Annotated in this window: 13 protein-coding genes and 1 pseudogene; 7 read left to right on the forward strand and 7 right to left on the reverse strand. The window is 72.4% G+C overall.

What is annotated here, in order from left to right; all coding sequences use genetic code 11:
* Positions 1-17 precede the first annotated feature (17 nt).
* A pseudogene (locus ABZ312_RS32475) lies at positions 18-836 on the reverse strand (DMT family transporter); the annotation flags it as partial.
* 141 nt (positions 837-977) lie between these two features.
* On the opposite strand from ABZ312_RS32475, the gene ABZ312_RS32480 reads away from it, so the two are divergent.
* Entirely contained in the window at positions 978-1,901 is a 924-nt protein-coding gene (locus ABZ312_RS32480; protein WP_500324560.1) for a LysR family transcriptional regulator, read from the forward strand.
* 7 nt (positions 1,902-1,908) lie between these two features.
* On the opposite strand, the gene ABZ312_RS32485 is transcribed toward ABZ312_RS32480, so the two are convergent.
* Entirely contained in the window at positions 1,909-2,601 is a 693-nt protein-coding gene (locus ABZ312_RS32485) for a hypothetical protein (protein ID WP_500324558.1), read from the reverse strand.
* Positions 2,602-2,710: 109 nt separating this feature from the next.
* Between ABZ312_RS32485 and ABZ312_RS32490 the strand changes: the two genes are divergently transcribed.
* The 4 genes from ABZ312_RS32490 (at position 2,711) to ABZ312_RS32505 (ending at position 5,487) form a co-directional block, all read left to right on the forward strand.
* Positions 2,711-3,130 (forward strand): phosphotransferase, encoded by a 420-nt coding sequence (locus tag ABZ312_RS32490; protein WP_500439312.1) that lies wholly within the window; start codon positions 2,711-2,713, stop codon positions 3,128-3,130.
* 76 nt (positions 3,131-3,206) lie between these two features.
* On the forward strand, positions 3,207-3,581 hold the full coding sequence (locus tag ABZ312_RS32495) for a roadblock/LC7 domain-containing protein (RefSeq protein ID WP_500324555.1): 375 nt from the start codon (positions 3,207-3,209) through the stop codon (positions 3,579-3,581).
* Positions 3,582-3,780: 199 nt separating this feature from the next.
* Positions 3,781-4,155: an ArsR/SmtB family transcription factor gene (locus tag ABZ312_RS32500; RefSeq protein WP_500324553.1), complete on the forward strand. Its 375-nt coding sequence runs from the start codon at positions 3,781-3,783 to the stop codon at positions 4,153-4,155.
* A gap of 45 nt (positions 4,156-4,200) precedes the next feature.
* On the forward strand, positions 4,201-5,487 hold the full coding sequence (locus ABZ312_RS32505) for an ATP-binding protein (RefSeq protein ID WP_500324551.1): 1,287 nt from the start codon (positions 4,201-4,203) through the stop codon (positions 5,485-5,487).
* Between the two features lie 211 nt (positions 5,488-5,698).
* Here the strand turns inward: ABZ312_RS32505 and ABZ312_RS32510 are convergent, their stop codons facing one another.
* From ABZ312_RS32510 to ABZ312_RS32530, 5 genes are all read right to left on the reverse strand, one after another.
* The gene (locus tag ABZ312_RS32510) at positions 5,699-7,537 is read right to left on the reverse strand and encodes an alpha-galactosidase D (RefSeq protein ID WP_500439314.1); all 1,839 of its coding nucleotides are present in this window, start codon (positions 7,535-7,537) and stop codon (positions 5,699-5,701) included.
* A 69-nt stretch (positions 7,538-7,606) separates the two neighbouring features.
* Positions 7,607-8,533, reverse strand: coding sequence for a carbohydrate ABC transporter permease (locus ABZ312_RS32515; RefSeq protein WP_500324547.1), 927 nt, complete (start codon positions 8,531-8,533; stop codon positions 7,607-7,609).
* Positions 8,530-9,498: a carbohydrate ABC transporter permease gene (locus ABZ312_RS32520; RefSeq protein WP_500324545.1), complete on the reverse strand. Its 969-nt coding sequence runs from the start codon at positions 9,496-9,498 to the stop codon at positions 8,530-8,532. The genes ABZ312_RS32515 and ABZ312_RS32520 overlap by 4 nt, the downstream gene beginning before the upstream one ends.
* A 20-nt stretch (positions 9,499-9,518) precedes the next feature.
* Positions 9,519-10,832: an ABC transporter substrate-binding protein gene (locus ABZ312_RS32525; RefSeq protein ID WP_500439316.1), complete on the reverse strand. Its 1,314-nt coding sequence runs from the start codon at positions 10,830-10,832 to the stop codon at positions 9,519-9,521.
* Between the two features lie 8 nt (positions 10,833-10,840).
* Entirely contained in the window at positions 10,841-12,016 is a 1,176-nt protein-coding gene (locus ABZ312_RS32530; RefSeq protein ID WP_500324541.1) for an ROK family transcriptional regulator, read from the reverse strand.
* A 179-nt stretch (positions 12,017-12,195) separates the two neighbouring features.
* Here ABZ312_RS32530 and ABZ312_RS32535 point away from each other — a divergent pair, with 179 nt between their 5' ends.
* Together ABZ312_RS32535 and ABZ312_RS32540 are read left to right on the forward strand one after the other, a co-directional pair.
* Positions 12,196-14,334 (forward strand): alpha-galactosidase, encoded by a 2,139-nt coding sequence (locus ABZ312_RS32535; protein ID WP_500439318.1) that lies wholly within the window; start codon positions 12,196-12,198, stop codon positions 14,332-14,334.
* A 197-nt stretch (positions 14,335-14,531) separates the two neighbouring features.
* Positions 14,532-18,470: a S8 family serine peptidase gene (locus ABZ312_RS32540; protein ID WP_500439319.1), complete on the forward strand. Its 3,939-nt coding sequence runs from the start codon at positions 14,532-14,534 to the stop codon at positions 18,468-18,470.
* Positions 18,471-18,481: the final 11 nt, after the last annotated feature.

Below are 18,481 nucleotides of genomic sequence, written 5' to 3' on the forward strand. Positions count from 1 at the left end.
GACCGCGTGAGCCCGACCCCGATGAGGACGACCAGCATGCCGGCCACCACCCGGGCGCCCACCGACTCGTCGAGGACGAGCGCGCCGAGCCCCACCGACACGACGGGGAGGAGGTAGCCGACGGTTGCCGCGTCCGTCGCACCCTCGTCGGCGATGATGCGCACCGTCAGGTAGAAGGTGACGCCCGTGCACAGGACGCCGAGGGCGAGCACCGCGACGGTCGAGCGCAGGGTCACCGCGGTCCCGGTGGTGCCGGTGACGAGCAGGGCCGGCACGCTCAGCGCGGTCGCGGCGGTCAACTGGCCCGCGGCGAGCGGGAGTGCGCCCGCACCCGTGGGGATGAGCCTGCGCCCCATGTAGGCGAAGGCGAACGCGTAGCTCGCAGCCGCACCCAGCAGGGCCAGGGCGCCCCAGCTCGCGAGGCCCGACCGGTGCCAGGGGGCGAAGATCAGGAGGACACCCGCGAACCCGGCGAGGAGGCCGCCGAGCCGGGGTCCGCGAACGGCGCGTCGTCCCGCGCCCAGGGCGAGACCGATGAGCAGGGACCACAACGGCGTCGTGGCGTTGAGGACGCCCGCCACCCCGGAGTCGACGCTCTGCTCGCCGACGCTGAAGAGGAGGAACGGCAGCGCGTTGCAGAGGAGGGCCGCCACCGTGAGACGGCTCCAGAGGAGCCTCCCCCGCGGCAGGCGCAGGCCCGCGCGGCGGCAGAGCACGAGCAGCAGGGCCGCGCCGCAGGCGCAGCGCAGGAAGGTGACCCAGGCGGGCGGCAGTCCCTCCAGCGCGATCTTGATCCACAGGAAGGTCGACCCCCACAACAGGGCCAGCACCGCCATCCGCAGCAGCGCCCTCACGCCGCCTCCGCCACCGGGCACGCCGGCCTCCCGTCGTCTCGCGTCACCGTCCCCCACGACGCTCCCCCACCCGTCCTGGTGGCACAAGCGAAGGTTCACGCACGTACCGTTAAGCTGAGCTACATGCTCGACGTGCGCCGCATGCAGGTCCTCCGGGCGGTGGTGACCAGCGGGTCGGTCACCGCGGCCGCCACTCACCTCGGTTACACACCCTCGGCCGTCAGCCAGCAGATCGCCGTCCTGGAGAGGCAGGCCGGGGTCCCGCTGCTCGAACGGGTGGGGCGCGGGGTGCAGCCGACGCCCGCCGGGCTGCTGCTCACCGAGTACGCCGCCCGCATCGGCAGGGAGGTGGCCGAGGCCGAGACGGCGCTGGCCGATCTGCGCGCGGGCCGCACCGGCAGTCTGACGGTCCGTTACTTCCCGACGGCGGGTGCCGACCTGGTGGCCCCGGCCGTCGCGCGGCTGCGCCGCGAGCACCCCGGGGTGCGGATCGACCTCGGCCTGGTCGACCCCGGCGATCCGCTGCCGGAGGTGGAGAAGGGCCGCGCGGACCTCGCGATCGTGGTGCGGCCGCGCGGGCAGGGCCGTGAGGGGCTGCGCCTGGTGCACCTGCGGGACGACCCCTACCGTGCGGTCCTCCCCAAGGGCCACCGCCTCGCCGCGAAGCGGGTGCTCGATCTCACCGACCTCGCGGGTGAGCCGTGGGTGGGCAGCGAGTCCCCGGACGGCTCGTGCCTGGAGCTGATCCTCCGGGCGTGCGCCGCGGCCGGCTTCAGCCCCGCCGTCGTGGTGCAGAGCGAGGACTACGCCACCGCGCAGGGGTTCGTGGCCGCCGGGCTGGGGGTGAGCCTGCTGCCGCTGGCCGCGCTGGCGCACCACCACCCCGGGGTCGCCGTACGGAAGGTGCGCGGCCCGGAGCCCGTCCGGGCGGTCCACGCCGCGGTCCGGGAGACGTCGCTGCGGCAGCCGGCACTGCGGGGGCTGCTCGACGCGCTGCGCGACGTCGCCCGGGGCACGGCGGGCACTGCCCGGCCCGTGCGCCCTTGACCTGCCGTCAGGCGGTGCCCCGCGGATAGCCGATGCCCGCGATGTCCTCGGCCAGACCGTCGAGCGTCACCTCCGCGTTCAGCCTCGCGACGACCTCCGGAGTGAGCGGGCGCAGCGCGTGGACATGGCGCACGGCGTCCAGGTCCACCGGCACCTCGTAGTACTCCTCGGCGAAGGCGCGGAACGCCTCGGGGGACCGGTCGGTCAGCAGACGGAACAGGTACGACGCGCCGTCGGCGTCCTCGCGGTCCTCCGGCAGGTCGACGGACCCGTGCCGCCACGCGTCGTCCCCGGCTGCGCGCCACAGGCAGACGGTCGCGACCGGCACGCCGTCCTCATCGCAGAACGCCGGCTCCTCGACGTACGGACGGAAGGCCTCGGGGACCTCGTCGACGATCCCCGGCCAGGGCTCGTGGTCCTCCGAACCGTAGGGGCTGACGGGGGACTCGTGGTCGAAGCCGCGAATGAAGGCCCCGGCCGCGCAGAACACGATCGCGTACTCGTCTCCCGACCCGTTGCGCAGGGAGGCCATCTCCTCCCCCGTGTCCCACACGGCGTCGAAGGAGTGGTACCGCATCTCCCACTCGGGGCTGAGGATCGCGTCGAGCATCGCCAGCGCGCGGCAGTGGTCGCGCAGTTCGGCGATGGAGGGCAGTCGGGGGGCAACGTCATGAACGGTCACGCGCACATCCAAGCCCATGGCTCCGGCGTCCCCCACCCGGGGCTCCCCGCGTCCGCGGAATTCCGGTGCCGCGCACGCCCCCGGTGCTGCTGAGCACGGTCGCGCGGGACCACTTCGGAAGGCGGACATGCCCCCACGCACCCTGAGCGGCGACCAGGCAGGGATCGAGGCTGCGCTGGTACGCCGGCTGCTGCACGCGCGGTTCCCCCACTGGGCGGACCTCCCGCTCACCCCCACCGGGTCGGCCGGCACCTCCAACGTCATGTACCGCCTGGACAGCGACACGGTCGTACGGCTGCCCAGGACCGCGGGGACCGCGAACGACGTGGACGAGGAGCACGAGTGGCTGCCGCGGCTCGCGCCGCGGCTCCCGGCGCCCGTCCCCGCGCCCCCGGCAAGGGCGCTCCCGTCGCCGGCTACGCCGCTGCGCGCCGAGGTCGACGCGGCGGCGGCCGGCGCGGTGTGGGGGGCGGCGCATCCTACCCGGGGGCTCCGGTCCGCTCCCCGGCATCGCCGATTCCCCCACGGGGCCCGTCACGTTCAGTAGCTTCTCCGTCACCAACCGGGGCGGCGACGCGCGGACGCGCGGACGCCTGGAGAGCGACGGCAAGGAGCGGACGCCGATGGCGAATGTGGAGACCTCCCTCAAGGAGACGATGACGTCGATCGAGGGCAGCGTGGGCGCTGCCCTGGTCGACTACACCAGTGGCATGGCGCTGGGCACGATCGGTGGCGGCAAGGACCTCGACCTGACCGTCGCGGCCGCCGGCAACACCGACGTGATCCGCGCCAAGGCCCGGACGATGAAGGAACTGGGCATCAAGGAGGAGATCGAGGACGTCCTGATCACCATGAACACGCAGTACCACCTGGTCCGGCTGCTCAAGAGCCGCGACGGCAACGGCCTGTTCCTCTACCTCGTGCTCGACCGTCGCAACGCCAACCTCGCGATGGCCCGCCACCGCCTCCGGCGCATCGAGGCCGACCTCGAGCTGTAGCCGCCGTTCCTCCCTCGGGGCTCCGTGCGCCCGGGAATTGAAGAATCCTTCAATTCGGCACATCCTGATCCGCACAAGCACGGCGGTGCACGGGCCCCGGAAGGGGAAGGATTGGACGCAGTGTCGCGCCGGCGGCAGCGGGAGCGGCCGCCGGCGCGTACGGGAAGGGCCGTCGGAGACCGGGCAGGAGCGACACACGATGCAGGTACCCCTGTACCAGGCCAAGGCCGAGTTCTTCCGCATGCTCGGGCACCCCGTGCGGATCAGGGTCCTCGAGCTGCTCCAGAACGGCCCGGTGCCGGTACGGGACCTGCTGAACGAGATCGAGATCGAGCCCTCCAACCTGTCCCAGCAGCTCGCGGTGCTGCGCCGGTCCGGCATCGTGGTGTCGATCCGCGAGGGCTCCACCGTCAGCTACGCCCTCGCCGGCGGGGACGTCGCCGAACTCCTGCGCGCGGCCCGCCGCATCCTCACCGAACTCCTCGCGGGGCAGACCGAACTGCTCGCCGAACTCCGCCAGGCCGACGCCCCGCCCGGGCGCGCGCAAGAACAGGTCGGCCACCCCGCCGGCTGAGCGCTCCGGCGCCACCTGGGCCAGAATGGTCGGGAGGTGAGCTCGATGACGCCTTGGCGGGTACGTGATCTGGAGGAAGGCGACCTGGACCAGGTCGTGCGCATCTGGGAGGAGTCGCGCGACACGACCGAGGACCCCGCGGTGACCCTGGCGGAGGTGGTCGGCGCGCTGCGCGCGGGAGCGCCCGCCGTGGTGGCCATGGTCGGTGACCGGGTCGTGGGGGCGGCGGTGTCCTCGACGGCCCAGGAGCGCGCCTGGGTGCTGCGGCTGGCCATCGCCCGGCAGTGGCGCCACCACGGGATGGGCTCGGCGCTGCTGGCGGCCCTGGAGGACAGTCTGAGCCAGGCGGGGATGCGCCGGATCGGAGCACTGCTGCCCGAGGGCGAGGTCGGTGAGCAGGCGTTCCGGAACTCCGGGTACTCCTTCCGCCCCGGGCTCGGTTACTTCGAGAAGCTGCTGTCAGCCGACTCCGCGCAGGACACCCTGCTCGACCAGCTCGGCGGGGCGGTCCCTGAGCAAGGGCTGTGGGACCGCATCGCGGGCATGACCGCGGAGAAGGCGCTCATCGAGCGGCGGCTGGTGCTGCCGCTGGAGAACCCCGGGGTCGCGGAGCGCTACCACCTGGTGCCGCCGCGTGCGGTGGTCCTCTTCGGTCCGCCGGGCACCGGCAAGACGACGTTCGCCAAGGCCGTGGCCTCCCGGCTGGCGTGGCCGTTCATCGAGGTGCTCCCGTACCAGCTGGCCGAGGACGCGCACGGCGTGGCCGACGGACTGCGTCGGCTCTTCGCCCGGGTCGAGCACCTGGAGCAGGTGGTGCTCTTCTTCGACGAGGCGGAGGAGATCGCCTCGGAGCGGCAGGACCCGTCCACCCTGGCCCACCGGGTGACCAACGAGCTCCTCAAGCTCATCCCGCAGTTCCGGCGCGGCGAGCGCCGGCTGCTGATCTGCGCGACCAACGCGGTGCGCTCGCTGGACCCGGCCTTCCTGCGGCCGGGCCGCTTCGACTTCCTGATCCCGGTCGGCCCGCCCGACCCCGCGGCCCGCCGGGCGATCTGGATCCGCTACATCGGTCCGGACCGGGTGGCGGACATCGACCTGGACGCGCTGGTCGAGGCGAGCGACCGCTTCACACCGGCGGACATCGAGTACGCGGCGCAGGCCGCCGCGCAGACCGCCTTCGAACGGCACCTGGCGACGGACCCGCGCAGCACGGCGGACCTGACGCACCGCACCGAGGACTACCTGCAGGCGGTCGCCCGTACCCGCGCCACCCTCACGACCGAGGACATCCGCGCCTTCGACCACGACCTGCGCTCCGCCGCCCGCGTGTGAGGCACGTGGGGCGCGGCGGAAGGGGGGTGGACGCTCCGCGCCGCGTTCGTGGCCGAAACCGGCGGACATCGGCGATGCCCGGGCGACGGCCCCCCTCGGAGCCCTATGGTGACCGTGGGCCGGCAGATGCGCGCTCCCCCGTCCGTGTCTGCCGGCCCACCTTGTCTTCCGCCCGCCGTGGGGCCCGGCGCGTGCCGGGCCCCACGGGGTGTCAGGACAGCTCGGGCACGTCGATCCGGTCGATGTCCGGGGCGTAACCGTCGGCGCTGTCGAAGGTGACGGTGTTGGCGCCCGCCTTCAGCGTGACGGGAAGGCTGACCGCCTCGACGGTGCCCCAGTCGCCCGTGGACGGGAACGTGCGGGCGGTGGCGCCGCCACCGTTGGCGGAGACCCGGACCGTGCGGGCGTCACCGCTCACGTAGGCGACCTTGATCATGTAGGTGCCGGCCTTCTTCACCACGACGTCGTTGAAGCGGAGCGAGCCCCCGAGGTAGAGGTTGCCGGCCTTCCTACCGCCGGAGCAGGCACCGCAGTCGGCGAGGGAGGCGTTGCCGGCCAGGGTGTTGCCCGCGGCCTCCGCCTCGTAGCCGGTCATGGGCTGGACCGGGCCGTGCGGGGTGACGGTGAACAGGCGCGAGCCGTGCGCGGGAAGGGACTTGGTGACCTTGCCCCGGTGGGAGCCGAGGTCCTCGTGGTTCCACAGGTCGCGGACCGAGGCGCGGCCGGAGAAGCCGAGCGAGGTCCAGTCGGCGGTCACGGCGGCGGGGGCGTCGCCGAGGTTGAACAGGGCGACGGTGTAGCTGCCGTCGGCGTTCTCAGCGGCCCAGACCTGCTGGTCGCCCACGGGGGTGACCGGGCGGGCCGGCGGGGTGCTCGACTGGTCGAGGGCGATGACCTCGCGGTTGGTCAGCAGGGACAGCCCGTAGTCGTCGAGGCGGGTGAGGTCGTCACCGGTGTAGAGCGGGGACTTGGCGATGGCCCACAGCGTCATGTAGGTCTGCCGCTCGGCCTTGGTGAGGCCGTCCATCCGGCCGTTGCCGACGTCGAGGGAGTCGAGGTCGTTCCAGCCGCCGGGGCCGCCGTGCCGGCTCCAGGCGGCCGCGTCGGCGAAGCGGTCGTCGACGGAGTTCTCCCAGGAGACGAGGGTGTCGCAGTAGCACTCGACGTCGGTGTCGATCCGCCAGCCGTTGGAGTACTTCTTCCAGTCGGCGACGTGGCCGATGTCCAGCGACCAGGACAGCTCGAGGTGGATGGGGCGGCCGGTGGCGGCGATGGCCTTCTGCCAGGCGGCGATGTCGGCGCGGTTGTCGTAGTTGTCACCGCTCTTGAAGGAGCCGGGACCGACGCCGTCGATCTTCAGGAAGTCGTATCCCCAGTCGGCGATCATCCGCGCCTGGGAGTCGACGTACTTCTGCGCGCAGGGGTTCGAGAAGTCGATCTTGTAGGAGCTGTCCCAGCCGTTGGTGGTGCGCAGGTCGTCGTAGACGATGTCGGCGGTGGTGCAGTCGGTGGTGTTCCAGATCGGCACCTTGCCGTCGCCGTACCCCTCCTTCTCCAGGCCGACCGGCAGGTAGATGCCGGCCTTGAGGCCCTTGGCGTGGACGTGGTCGGCGACCGCCTTCATGCCGCGCGGGAAGCGCCCGGGGTCGGGGGTCTGCCGGCCGTACGCGTCGAACTCGGGCTTCCAGGACTGGTCGCGCCACCAGCCGGCGTCGAGGTTGACGTAGTTGTAGCCGTACTTCTTGAGCTTGGCGGCCATGGCGTCGGCCTGCTTGAGGACGTTCGCCTCGGTCAGGTAGCTGTAGTCGCCCGTGGGGTTGAGCCCGGGGTACTTCGAGGACTGCATGCTCCAGCTCGACCAGCCCATGTAGGGCTTGGCGGCGACCTGGTGCGCGGTGACGGCGGTGGTCCCGGCCGTCGCGGCGGGCACGCCGTCGGGGCCGGTCGCCCCGGCCGCGGGGACGGCGGCCGACACGCCGGCGGTGAGGGCCAGGACGAGCAGGGTCCTGGCGGCGGTCGAGGACAGGGCGGAGCGCGAGGGTGACCGCATGGGTCGGGCCTCCTGGGGGTGGGGGGTACGGCGGGTGCGGTGCGGGTGTGCGTGCCGGGCCCGGCGAGGTCAGCCCTTGCCGGAGCCGATGGTCAGGCCGCTGATGAACTGCCGCTGGAGCGCGAAGTACACGAGCAGGGTGGGGACGGCGGTCATCAGGGCACCGGCGGCGATGAGGTTGGGGTTGGTGAAGTACTGGCCCTGCAGGTTGGCCAGGGCGGAGGTGATGGGGCGCTTGTCACCCGTCTCGATGAGGGCGAGCGGCCAGAAGAAGTCGTTGTAGATCCAGATCGACTCCAGGGTGGCGAGCGCGGCGAAGGCCGGCCGGCACAGCGGCAGGATGATCTGGAAGAACTGCCGCCACACCTGGGCGCCGTCGACGAGGGCGGCCTCGGAGATCTCCCCGGGGATCGTCTTCATGTAGTTGCTCAGCACGAAGGTGCAGAAGCCGCACTGGTAGGCGATGTGGATGGCGATGATGCCCCAGGCCGAGTTGTACAGCAGCAGCGAGTCGCTCATCCACGCCGGGAGCGGTACCAGCAGGTAGAGCCGGTAGAGCGGGGTGATGAGCACCTGCGCGGGCAGCAGGTTGCCCGCGGTGAAGAGCATCAGCAGCGCGATGTTCCAGCGGAAGTCGAAGCGGGAGACGAAGAAGGCGACCGCCGCGGAGAACAACAGGGTGCCCAGGACGGACGGGACGGTGATGAGGACCGAGTTCCAGAAGAAGTGCGGCATGCCGGACTGGTTCCAGGCGTCGGTGTAGTTCTGCAGGCTGATCCCGCGGGGCCAGGACAGGTAGCCGTGCTTGCTGGTGTCCGCGTAGGGGCGCAGCGAGGTGTAGACGGCCCACAGCAGCGGCAGCAGCCACAGCAGCGCGATCGTGGCGAGCATCAGGTGCCGGCCGGTCTGCCGCGGGGGCTTGGAGGCCCCGCCGCCGCGCGAGGCCTCGCGGCGGGGGCGGGCCGGGGTGACGGGCGGGGTGGCGGTCGTGGTCACCGGTCCTCCTTGCGGAAGTTCTGGACGAGGAAGGTCCCGATGGCGGCGAGGGAGACCAGGAGCAGGACGACCGCGAGGGCGGAGCCGTAACCGATGTGGCTGGACTCGCCGATGATGTTGTCGGTGATCAGCAGCGACAGCAGTTCCATGCCGGGCTTGCTGCCAACGCCGCCGCCGAGCACGTAGACGACGTCGAAGGCCCGCAGGGACTCCATGACGGTGACGACCAGGATGATGACGTTGACCGGCTTGAGGGCGGGGAAGACAACCTTCAGGAAGGTCTGGCGGCCGTTGGCGCCGTCGAGCGCGGCGGCCTCCTTCAGGGCCGGGTCGAAGCCCTTCAGCCCGGCCAGGTAGAGGATCATGATGTAGCCGGTGTGCCGCCAGGCCGAGGCGACCAGGACGGCCCACAGGTTGAGGTCGGGGTCGCCCAGCCAGTCGACGTGGTGGCCGGGGGCCACCGCGCCCAGGATGCCGTCCAGCAGGCCCGTGTCGGGGTTGTAGATGATCTCCCAGATCAGGCCGACCACGGCCAGGGAGAGCACCATCGGCAGGAAGATCGCCGTCTGGTAGACCCGGGTGAAGCGGAGCTTCCGGTCGAGCTGGTAGGCGAGGAAGATCCCGAACGGGGTGGGCAGCAGCGCCGTGAAGAGCAGCCAGATGACGTTGTGCCGCACCGCGGGCCAGAACGGCGGGTAGTTGGTGAGGATCTGGTGGTAGTTGTCGAGCCCGACCCAGTGGATGTCGGACAGGTAGATGCCGTCCCAGCTGGTGAAGGACAGGCCCATGGAGGCCAGTGCCGGGAGCCAGACGAAGACCAGGAGGGCCAGGAGCGGGACGCCGACGACGGCCGCCAGGAAGAGCCGGTCACCGGCGCCGAGCCGGCGGGGGCGGCGCCGGGGCGCCCCGGTGGCGGGGGCCTGCGGCGTGGGGGCGGAGGGTGCGGTGGGGGACGCGGAGGGCACGGTGAACCTTCCCGGTCCGGTCAGGAGGTGAAGAAGCGCGAGCGCTGCGACTCGATGCGCTTCAGCAGGGCCGAGCCGTCGTCGGGGTGGCCGAGCCATTGGGTGAGTCCGGGCAGGACGACCGTGGAGATGAACCCGGGGTCGCTGTCGCGGTCGGCGAACTGGGTGATGTACTTGGCGGAGGCGATGAGTTCGGCGGACTTCTTCTGCAGCGGGTTGTAGGAGCCGGTGTCGGCCTGCGCATGGACGGCCACGTTGCTGGGGTCGACACCCATGTAGAGGCCCTCGGCCTCGGCGCTGCCGAGGAACTCCAGGAGCTTCTTGGCGCCCTTCTCGTTCTTGGGGCGGCGGCTGAGCATGAAGCCGTCCGTGGGCGCCTCGACGGCGTCCTGCCCGTTGACCGGGTCGATCTCGGGAAAGGGGAAGAAGTCGATGTCGGAGCGGAGCGCCTCGTCGGTGACCTGCTGGCCGAGGAAGAGGCCGATGACCGCCATGCCGGACTTCTTGTCCAGCAGCGACTGGGCCGCGTCCTGCCACGAACGTCCGCCGGCGCCCTGCTGGTAGTACGGGCTGATCTCGCGCCACAGGTCGAGGGTGGCGACGGCGCGCTTGTCGGTCCAGGAGACCTCGCCGCGCATCAGGGACATGTGGAAGTCGTAGCCGTTGGCCCGCAGGTTGAGGTAGTCGAAGGCGCCGAGGATGCTCCAGGCGTCGCCGCCCCCGTAGCCGGAGGCGATCGGGGAGAGGCCGTCCTTCTTCATCCGCTTGGCGAGCGCGGTGAACTCGGACCAGGTGCGCGGGACGGTGTAGCCGCGCTCCTGGAAGAGGCTCTTCCGGTAGAAGACGCCCCAGGGGTAGTTGTAGAGCGGGACGAAGTAGAACTTGCCGTCCTCGCCGCGGGAGAGCTGCTTGGTGGCCTCGCTGAAGCCGCCGCCTATCTTCTCCCACACGTCGTCGAGGGGGGTGGCGAGGCCCTTCTTGGCGAAGTACTGCATGCGGTAACCGGCGAACCAGGTGAAGACGTCGTCCGGAGTGCCCTGCAGGTAGCTGGAGATGCCCTTCTGGAAGCTGTCGTGGTCGACGGTGTTGGTCTTGACCGTCAGCCCGCTGTCCTTGGTGAAGGCCTTGGTCACCGCCGCGTAGGCGGACTTGGGCGTGGCGTCGGCCCCGTTGGACCCGAAGGTCACCGTCTTGGGGTCGGCCGCCGCTCCCCCGCCGCAGGCGGTGAGGAGGGGGGCGGCGAGCGCCGCGGCTCCGAGCCCGAACAGCCCGCCGACCACGGTGCGGCGGCTGGGCTGAGGCGCGGTCAGGACGGTGCGGCTCTGCAGCGTCATCGCTACTCCTAGTACGTGTCTGATCTGATGAAGGACTGGATCGCGGTGGCCGCGGCCCCGCGCGCCCATTCCTCGAAGGGCAGCGGACGGGTCCGCAGGTCGCACTGCCCGGCGGTGCCGAAGGCGGAGGCGGCGAAGGCCTCGAGGATCTGGTCGGCGAACAGGTCGTGGGCCACCAGGCCCTCGCCCGAGATGATCACGCGCTCCGGGCCGAAGAGGTTGGCCACCGAGCCGATGGCCCGGCCGATCGCCTCGCCGGCCCGCGCGTACACCTCCCTGGCCCCCGGGTCGCCGCCGTGGGCCAGTCGCAGTGCCTCGGCGGCGTCGGCCACGGGGGTTCCCGTCGCCTCGCGGACCGCGCGCACGATCGCCGGGTCCGCGGCGATCGCCTCCACGCACCCGCGGTTGCCGCAGTGGCACAGCGGTCCCGCCGGGTCGATGGACAGGTGCCCGATCTCGCCGGCCACCCCGTACGCGCCCGAGACCACCCGCCCGTGCACCACGAGACCGCAGCCGATGCCCGCGCCGACCGTCACCACGGCGAAGTCGGACAGGCCCACCCCGGCGCCGAACCACTGCTCGGCGACGGTGAGCGCCCTGACGTCGTTGTCGACGGTGACGGGCAGGCCGGTGGTCATCCCCGCCAGCTCGGCCAGCGGGATGTCCCGCCAGTCGAGGAAGGGCGAGTAGCGCACCAGGCCGCCGGCCCGGTCCACGTCACCGGAGACCGCGATGCCCAGGCCGCTGACGGGGACGCCGAAACCGTCGGCCTCCGCCAGCAGTTCGTGCACCAGTGCCGCCGCCGACGCCAGGACGGCCCCGGGGTCGGGGGCGGCCAGCGGCACGTGGCGGGAGGTGCGGATCCGGCAGCAGAGGTCGGTGAGCACACCGATGATCTCGTCGCCGGTGATCTTGAGGCCGATGAACAGCGCCCGGCCGCCGTCCACCCGTACGGGGTTGGCCGGCCGTCCCAGGGAGGGACGCGCCTCCTCGTCCACGTCCTCGACCAGGTACCCGGCCTCGATCAGCGGCCGGACCGCCTTGGTGACCGCGGCCGCTGACAGCCCGGCACGCTTGGCGATCTCGGTGCGGGTGAGCGGACCGTGGCACAGGACGGTGGTGAAGATCTGGGAGGCGGCCGGCGTGTGGGCCGGGAACGCCTCCCCCGGCGGGATCGAGGACATGGCCGGGAACCTAGGTGGGTTCTTTTCTGCTGTCAATAAAAGAAGCAAGACTCCTCGGAAGTAGACCAAGTGAGGGCCCCTCAACTGGAAAAGGTCGGACCAGAGTGGGTGTTGACATGTGATCCAAGGTAAGGATTGGCTGCCGCCTGTCTCCTGGCGCGACCCGAACGTGAGGACCCATGCCCGTGATCTCCCATGCCCCGGACACCGGGATCTGGCTGCTGAGCACCCCGCGCACGTCGTACGCACTGCGCATCGACGCGACCGGTGCCCCCTGCCACGTCGCCTGGGGCCCGCGGCTGACCCTGCAGGAGGCGGCCGAACTCGCCGTCCCGCCGGGACCGGACGCGAGCAGCTTCGAGGGCCGTTCGCCGGTGAGCGAGGAACTCCCCGTCGACGGCGGGGCCCGCTTCGGGGTACCGTCCCTCCAGGTCCGCCTCCCCGACGGGAGCAGGGGCTTCGAGTGGCAGCCGACGGGTCATGACGTGCGGGAACCCGCGCCCGGTGTGCACGAGTTGGCGCTGCGGTTCCGCGACCGCGTCCACCCGCTGGAGGTCACCCTCCACTACCGTCTCCACGACGACAGCGACGTCATCGAGCGGCGCACCGTCCTGCGCAACGCGGGCGAGCACGCCCTCACGGTGCTCCGCGCCGACTCCGCCGCCTGGAGCCTGCCGCCGCTGCCCGACTACCGGCTCAGCCACGTCACCGGCCAGTGGTCCGCGGAGAGCCAACTGCGCCGGGAGCGGCTGCCGTACGGCGAGACCGTGCTGACCAGCCGCCGCGGCATCACCAGCCACCACGCCAACCCGTGGGTGATGGTCGACGCAGGTGACGCCGGCGAGACCCATGGCCGGGTGTGGAGCGCCGCCCTGGCCTGGAGCGGCAGTTGGCGTGTCACCGCGCAGCGCACCCCGGACGGGCGCGCCGGCTTCACGGGGGGTGCGGGACACGACGGTACGAACGTGCCGCTGACCCCGGGCGAGGAGTACACCACGCCCACCTTCGCGGGCCTGTACACCGGCGGGGGCTTCGGCGCGGCCAGTCGCGCCTGGCACGCGTACACCCTGGCCCACGTCCTGCCGCACCCGCGGGAGACGGCTCCGGTGCTCTACAACTCCTGGGAGGCCACCGGCTTCGACGTCGACGAGCCCGGCCAGGCGGCGCTCGCCGCCCGGGCCGCGGCGCTCGGCGTGGAGCTGTACGTCGTCGACGACGGGTGGTTCGGGGCACGGCGCGACGACCGCGCGGGCCTCGGCGACTGGACCCCGGCCGCCGACCGCTTCCCCTCCGGGCTGGCCCCCCTGGCCGACCGGGTGCACCGGCTCGGGATGCGCTTCGGCCTGTGGGTGGAACCGGAGATGGTCAACCCGGACAGCGACCTGTACCGCGAGCACCCCGACTGGGTGCTGCACGTCCCGCACCGGAACCGGACCGAGCTGCGCAACCAGCTGGTCCTCAACTTCGCACGGCAGGACGTCGCCGACTGGGCGTACGGCTGGCTCACCCGGCTCGTCGCGGAGAACGGCGTCGACTTCCTCAAGTGGGACATGAACCGCGCCTTCAGCGAGGCCGGCTGGCCCGGACGCGACGACGGCGCGGACCGGCTGTGGACGCGGTACGTGCACCACCTCTACGGGGTGATCGACCGGCTCCGCGCCGACCATCCGCAGTTGCGGATCGAGTCCTGCAGCGGCGGCGGCGGCCGGGTGGACCTCGGCATCCTCTCCCGCACCGACCAGGCGTGGCCCTCCGACAACACCGACGCCGCCGACCGCGTGGCGATCCAGCACGGCTACGGTCAGGTCTACCCCGCGCGCACCATGGCCGCCTGGGTGACCGACGTCCCGAACCAGCTCACGCACCGCACGGTGCCGCTGCGCTTCCGCTTCCACGTCGCGATGGCCGGGCTGCTCGGCATCGGCGGTGACCTCACCCGCTGGTCCGAGGAGGAACTGGCCGCCGGGGCGGAGCTGGTGGCCGAGTACAAGCGGGTCCGTCACCTCGTCCAGCACGGAGCGCTGCACCGGCTGCGCGGTCCCGGGGACGACGGCCCCACCGTCGTGGAGTACGCCGCGCACGACGGCAGCGAGGCGCTGGTGCTCGCCTGGCAGCGCGTCCAGCGGCACGGCGGCCCGCGGGGACCGGTGCGGCTGGGCGGCCTCACCGCGGGGGCCCGCTACCGCGACACGCGTACGGGGACCGTGCACCACGCGGCGGTGCTCGGCGGGTACGGGCTCGTGCTCGATCTGCCGCCCGGCGACTGGGCCAGTTCGGCGGTGCACCTGGTGCGCGTCGCGGAGCACGAGGGCGCCTGACCGTCCCGCCGGGCCGTGCCGCACCCCGCGCATGTGGGCAACTGCACAAACCCGCAGCTGCGGGAGCTTGTCCGGTGTGACGTGGCAGCGTCAAGGTGAGCTCCGTCCGCCCGTCCCGAAGACCCGCCGGCCCTCTGCACGTTCCTCACCCGATCACCGAAGGGCGTTGCATGTCCCACCGCTTCAGACGAGCGCGTTTGACGGCGCTCGCCGCCCTGTTGTCCACGATCGCCGCGCCTTCCGTCGCCCACGCCGCGGATCCGGACGCCCCGGCGTCCCGGGCCGCGGCCCACGCGGCCCCCGCGGCACACACCCTCACCCTCGACGACGGCTCGGTGCTGCACTGGTCCGACGACGGGTCAGGCACCCTGACCCGCAAGGACGGCACCACCCGGGCCTTCCCCGTGGCGGGCACGAAGGGCCGCAGCGCGTTCGGCGGCTCCCTGACCCCGTCCGCCGAGATCCTCCAGCGCCGGGCCGACGCCGCCGCGCTCACGCCGTACAGCGTGGGCGGCGCCACCGGCGGCGGCTCCGCGGTGCGCCCCCGGACCATGAACTCAGGCGCCGTCCCGCTCCCGAAGGCGGTCCGCGAGGCCGTCGACGGCATCGGCGACCGGAGCGCGGCCCGCACCGCCGCCCCCTCCGCCGCCAAGGACCTGCCCACCAACGAGGGCCTGACGACGTCCTTCCAGTCCTACCTCAACGCGGGCGGCGTCAACGCGGTCGGCGCCTTCCGGGACACCGCGAGGTACCTCCGCGCGCTGCCCGGTCAGGGCCAGGTCATCACCAACGTGTCGCTGGGGGACCTCACCGACCAGGGCATGGCCGACGCGGGTGACGAGTACGTGCGCCTCAACGGCCCCACCACGGTGCTCCGCGACGGCAAGCGCTACCTCGACTTCCCCTCCCTGCCGCTCATACCGACCTACACCAGCGACAACAAGGGCCGCCTCGACGCGGCCGGCGCCATCGAGGGCCAGGACCCCAACCTCGCCGAAGTGCTGCTCGACTTCTCGATGATGGCCCCGCTGCCGCACGACCGGCAGCGCCCGGAGGCCACCGGCATCGGCGCCACCGACCTGCTGGGCATCGCGCCCGGCGCGCAGTACCGGCTCGTGATCCCCGAGGAGCCCTCGGCCACCGGCATCGCGGCCGCGCTGCGGGCCGCGGCCGCCCAGAAGCCCCGGCCGGACGTCATCACGGCGAGCCTCGGCTTCGGCACGGACGGCTCGATCGGCTTCCCCTCGCGGTGGCTGGAGGACGACCCGGAGATCAGGGACACCCTGCGCGCCATCGTGGACTCGGGGATCGTCGTGGTCGTGTCGTCCAACGACGGCACCCGCCTGGGCCTGCCGGTGTCGGTCGGCCCCGACGGCGGCAGCACCCCGACCGACGTGACGTCGAGCAGCCGCGCGCAGACGTCGATCGACGACGTCGCCCCCACCACCACCCCCACCCTGGTCCGTGACACCGGGGTGATCGCCGCCGGCGGCACCACCGTCGACGACACCCTGAGCTCGGACGACGTACGCACCGCCGTCTACCCGACCACCCGCTACAACGGCTCCGCCGGCTACTCCTCGGGGTTCGGCACCCGGATCGACCTGGCGGCGCCCGGCGACAACCTGCCCTCGCTGATCCACACACCGGACGGTCCGGGCGTGGTGCTCAACGGCGGCACCTCGGCCTCGGCCCCGATGATCGCCGCTGCGGCGGCCAACGTGCTGGCGGCCGCCGAGGCGACCGGGCAGAAGCTCAGCCCGCGTGAGGTCCGGAAGCTGCTGGTGGACACCGGCCGCCCGATCGCCCAGCCCCCGCAGGCCGACCGGGAACTGCGCATGGGCCCCCAGCTGGACGTGACAGCGGCGGTGGAGAAGGTGCTCGCCAAGCGCCATTCCCTCACCCCGGCCGCGGTACGGCTGTCCGTCGCCGAGCGCCAGCTGCTGTCGGTGAGCCCGACCACCGCCTTCGTCGAGGCCACCGATCCCTCCGCGATCGACCTGGCGGGCCCCGCCGACGCCTGGGGCAACCCGTCCGGGCAGAACGCGGTCTCGCCCATCACCTTCGGCCTCGACCTCACCGGCGGGCACCGGAAGCTGACGTACCGTCTGCGCGTCGGTGAGCACGGCACGATCCCGTCCGCCGGCCCGAGCCTGCGCGTCCTGCCGCGCGAGCTGCTGGCCGCCGCCGGCCTGCCCCTCGCCTCCGGCGAAGCGCGCACCGTACAGGTGACGTTCGAGGCCCTCGACGGCCACAAGGTAGTGGCCTCGACCGGTCAGCGGCTCACCTTCGGCGCGGCCGACGGCACCTATGTGCAGCCGAAGGCCCCGACCGCGCCCGGCTCGTCCCCGCTGGGCAAGTCCGTCACCGTGCACTACGACCTCACCGGCCTGCGGGACGCGACCGCCCCCGAGCTGGTGCTCTCCTCGGTCGGCCACTGGACGCCCTTCACCACCAGCGACAAGTGGCGTGCCCAGTGGCGCACCCCGCTCACCGGCACCAAGGGCACGGTGACCATCCCCGCCTCCGCCTTCGCGCCGGGTGGCGCCGGGCTCTACGGCATCGGCGTCACGCTCTACGACGGCCAGGTCTTCGGGGACTTCCGCGCACTGCGCGTCGGACCCGGCGCCGACCAGCGGCCGCAGGCACCGCTGCTGGGGCAGGGGAAGTCCGCCACGGCGCACGCCGTCGAACTGACCCGGGCGGAGCCGCGGTTGACGGTCTCCTGGGACGCCTCCTCGGCTCCGCACGCCGACGGCGCGGCCATCGAGTTCCTCACCCCGGCACCCACCCTGTACGGGGCTCTCAACACCGCCACCAACCAGAACGGCAGCGGCCGCGACGACAACGGCGTCGACCACGCCTCCACCCTCTTCCGGGCCCTGCCGTCGGTGAAGGGCCGGACCGTGCTCGACCTCAAGGCCCTCGGCCTGCCGACCGGACTGCAGTACCCGGTCCGGGTCCTGCCCACGCGGGCGGGCAAGCCCGTCGGACAGGCCTCGCCCACGTCGTTCGTGCAGTACCTCGACGGCGACACGGTCTCCGGCACCCTGGAGAACATCGAGGTCAGCGGGGGCACGGCGCTGCTCGCCACCGATGACTTCGCCGAGGGCGACGACGGCTGGATCCACCTGGAGGGCTCGGCCACCACCGCGTACTCGCTCTCCGAGGGAACCCTCGGCACCACGGTGTCCCGCCAGACCGGCACCTCGATGATGCAGGAGGTCCTGGGGGCCGACCCCGGCACGGGACACACCCTGATCGGCCACCGGCCGTTCGACGGCGGTGTGCTCCCCGAGGTCGACCTGCGCGACACGAAGACCGGTGCGCGCGTGAGGCTCAGCACCCTCGACCCGGGCACCGGCTCGACGTCGGTGTACTTCCAGGGCGGAGCCGTCGACCCGGCCCGGCACCGGGCGGCCGTGACGACCTTCGACGGGGTCTCGGGCGTGGCCTCGCTGTGGACCGTCGACATGGCCACCGGCAAGATCTCCGCGCCGATCCCGCTCAACGCGGACAACCCGGGGCGGGCCTTCGGCAACGTCTCCGTCGACGCCTCGACCGGCACGTTCTTCGTGGCCACCACCGGCACCATGGGGCCCTGCCTGTCCGGGCGCGTCCCCTACTGGGCGGTGTCGGTCGACCCCGGCACCCGCGAGGTGTCGCCGCTGACCACCATGCCGGCCTGCACCGCCGGGCTCCTGCCCGACGGCAAGGGCGACCGGGTGTACGTCGCCGCCGGACCCGCCACCCCCAGCTACACCACGGGCGAGTTCCCGACCGGCACCTGGCGTTCGGCCGATCAGAAGTCCCTGGCCACCTCCGCGCCGGCCGACCTCGGCACCCGGGGCGTCATGTGGCCGGTGCTCGACACCCGGCACCACGTCGCCCTCGTCGCCCACCTGTACGAGGAGGCCACCACCGGCGACAACAACGCCCTCAGCGAGATCACCGTCCTCGACCCCGACACCGGGAAGGTGCTCGCCCGGCACCCCGTCGCCAACCTCGTCAACTCCACGCTGAGCACGTCCAACTTCGACTTCACCAGCCGGCGCGGCCTGTTCCTCGACCCCGCCACGCGTACCGTCTTCCTGGTGAACCCCTGGGCCAACGGCCTCCAGCGGTTCACCTACTGACCGGACACCTA

Origin of the sequence: Streptomyces sp. NPDC006207, from assembly GCF_040613835.1 — a bacterium.
In the GTDB taxonomy this organism is placed as follows: Bacteria; Actinomycetota; Actinomycetes; order Streptomycetales; family Streptomycetaceae; genus Actinacidiphila.

Excerpts from the sequence above, each read along its gene's own strand:
- ABZ312_RS32500 (WP_500324553.1), top strand. The coding sequence starts at position 3,781 with ATGCAGGTACCCCTGTACCAGGCCAAGGCCGAGTTCTTCCGCATGCTC.
- ABZ312_RS32485 (WP_500324558.1), bottom strand. The coding sequence starts at position 2,601 with ATGGGCTTGGATGTGCGCGTGACCGTTCATGACGTTGCCCCCCGACTG.
- ABZ312_RS32495 (WP_500324555.1), top strand. The coding sequence starts at position 3,207 with ATGGCGAATGTGGAGACCTCCCTCAAGGAGACGATGACGTCGATCGAG.
- ABZ312_RS32490 (WP_500439312.1), top strand. The coding sequence starts at position 2,711 with ATGCCCCCACGCACCCTGAGCGGCGACCAGGCAGGGATCGAGGCTGCG.
- ABZ312_RS32525 (WP_500439316.1), bottom strand. The coding sequence starts at position 10,832 with ATGACGCTGCAGAGCCGCACCGTCCTGACCGCGCCTCAGCCCAGCCGC.
- ABZ312_RS32480 (WP_500324560.1), top strand. The coding sequence starts at position 978 with ATGCTCGACGTGCGCCGCATGCAGGTCCTCCGGGCGGTGGTGACCAGC.
- ABZ312_RS32510 (WP_500439314.1), bottom strand. The coding sequence starts at position 7,537 with ATGCGGTCACCCTCGCGCTCCGCCCTGTCCTCGACCGCCGCCAGGACC.
- ABZ312_RS32505 (WP_500324551.1), top strand. The coding sequence starts at position 4,201 with ATGACGCCTTGGCGGGTACGTGATCTGGAGGAAGGCGACCTGGACCAG.
- ABZ312_RS32535 (WP_500439318.1), top strand. The coding sequence starts at position 12,196 with ATGCCCGTGATCTCCCATGCCCCGGACACCGGGATCTGGCTGCTGAGC.
- ABZ312_RS32530 (WP_500324541.1), bottom strand. The coding sequence starts at position 12,016 with ATGTCCTCGATCCCGCCGGGGGAGGCGTTCCCGGCCCACACGCCGGCC.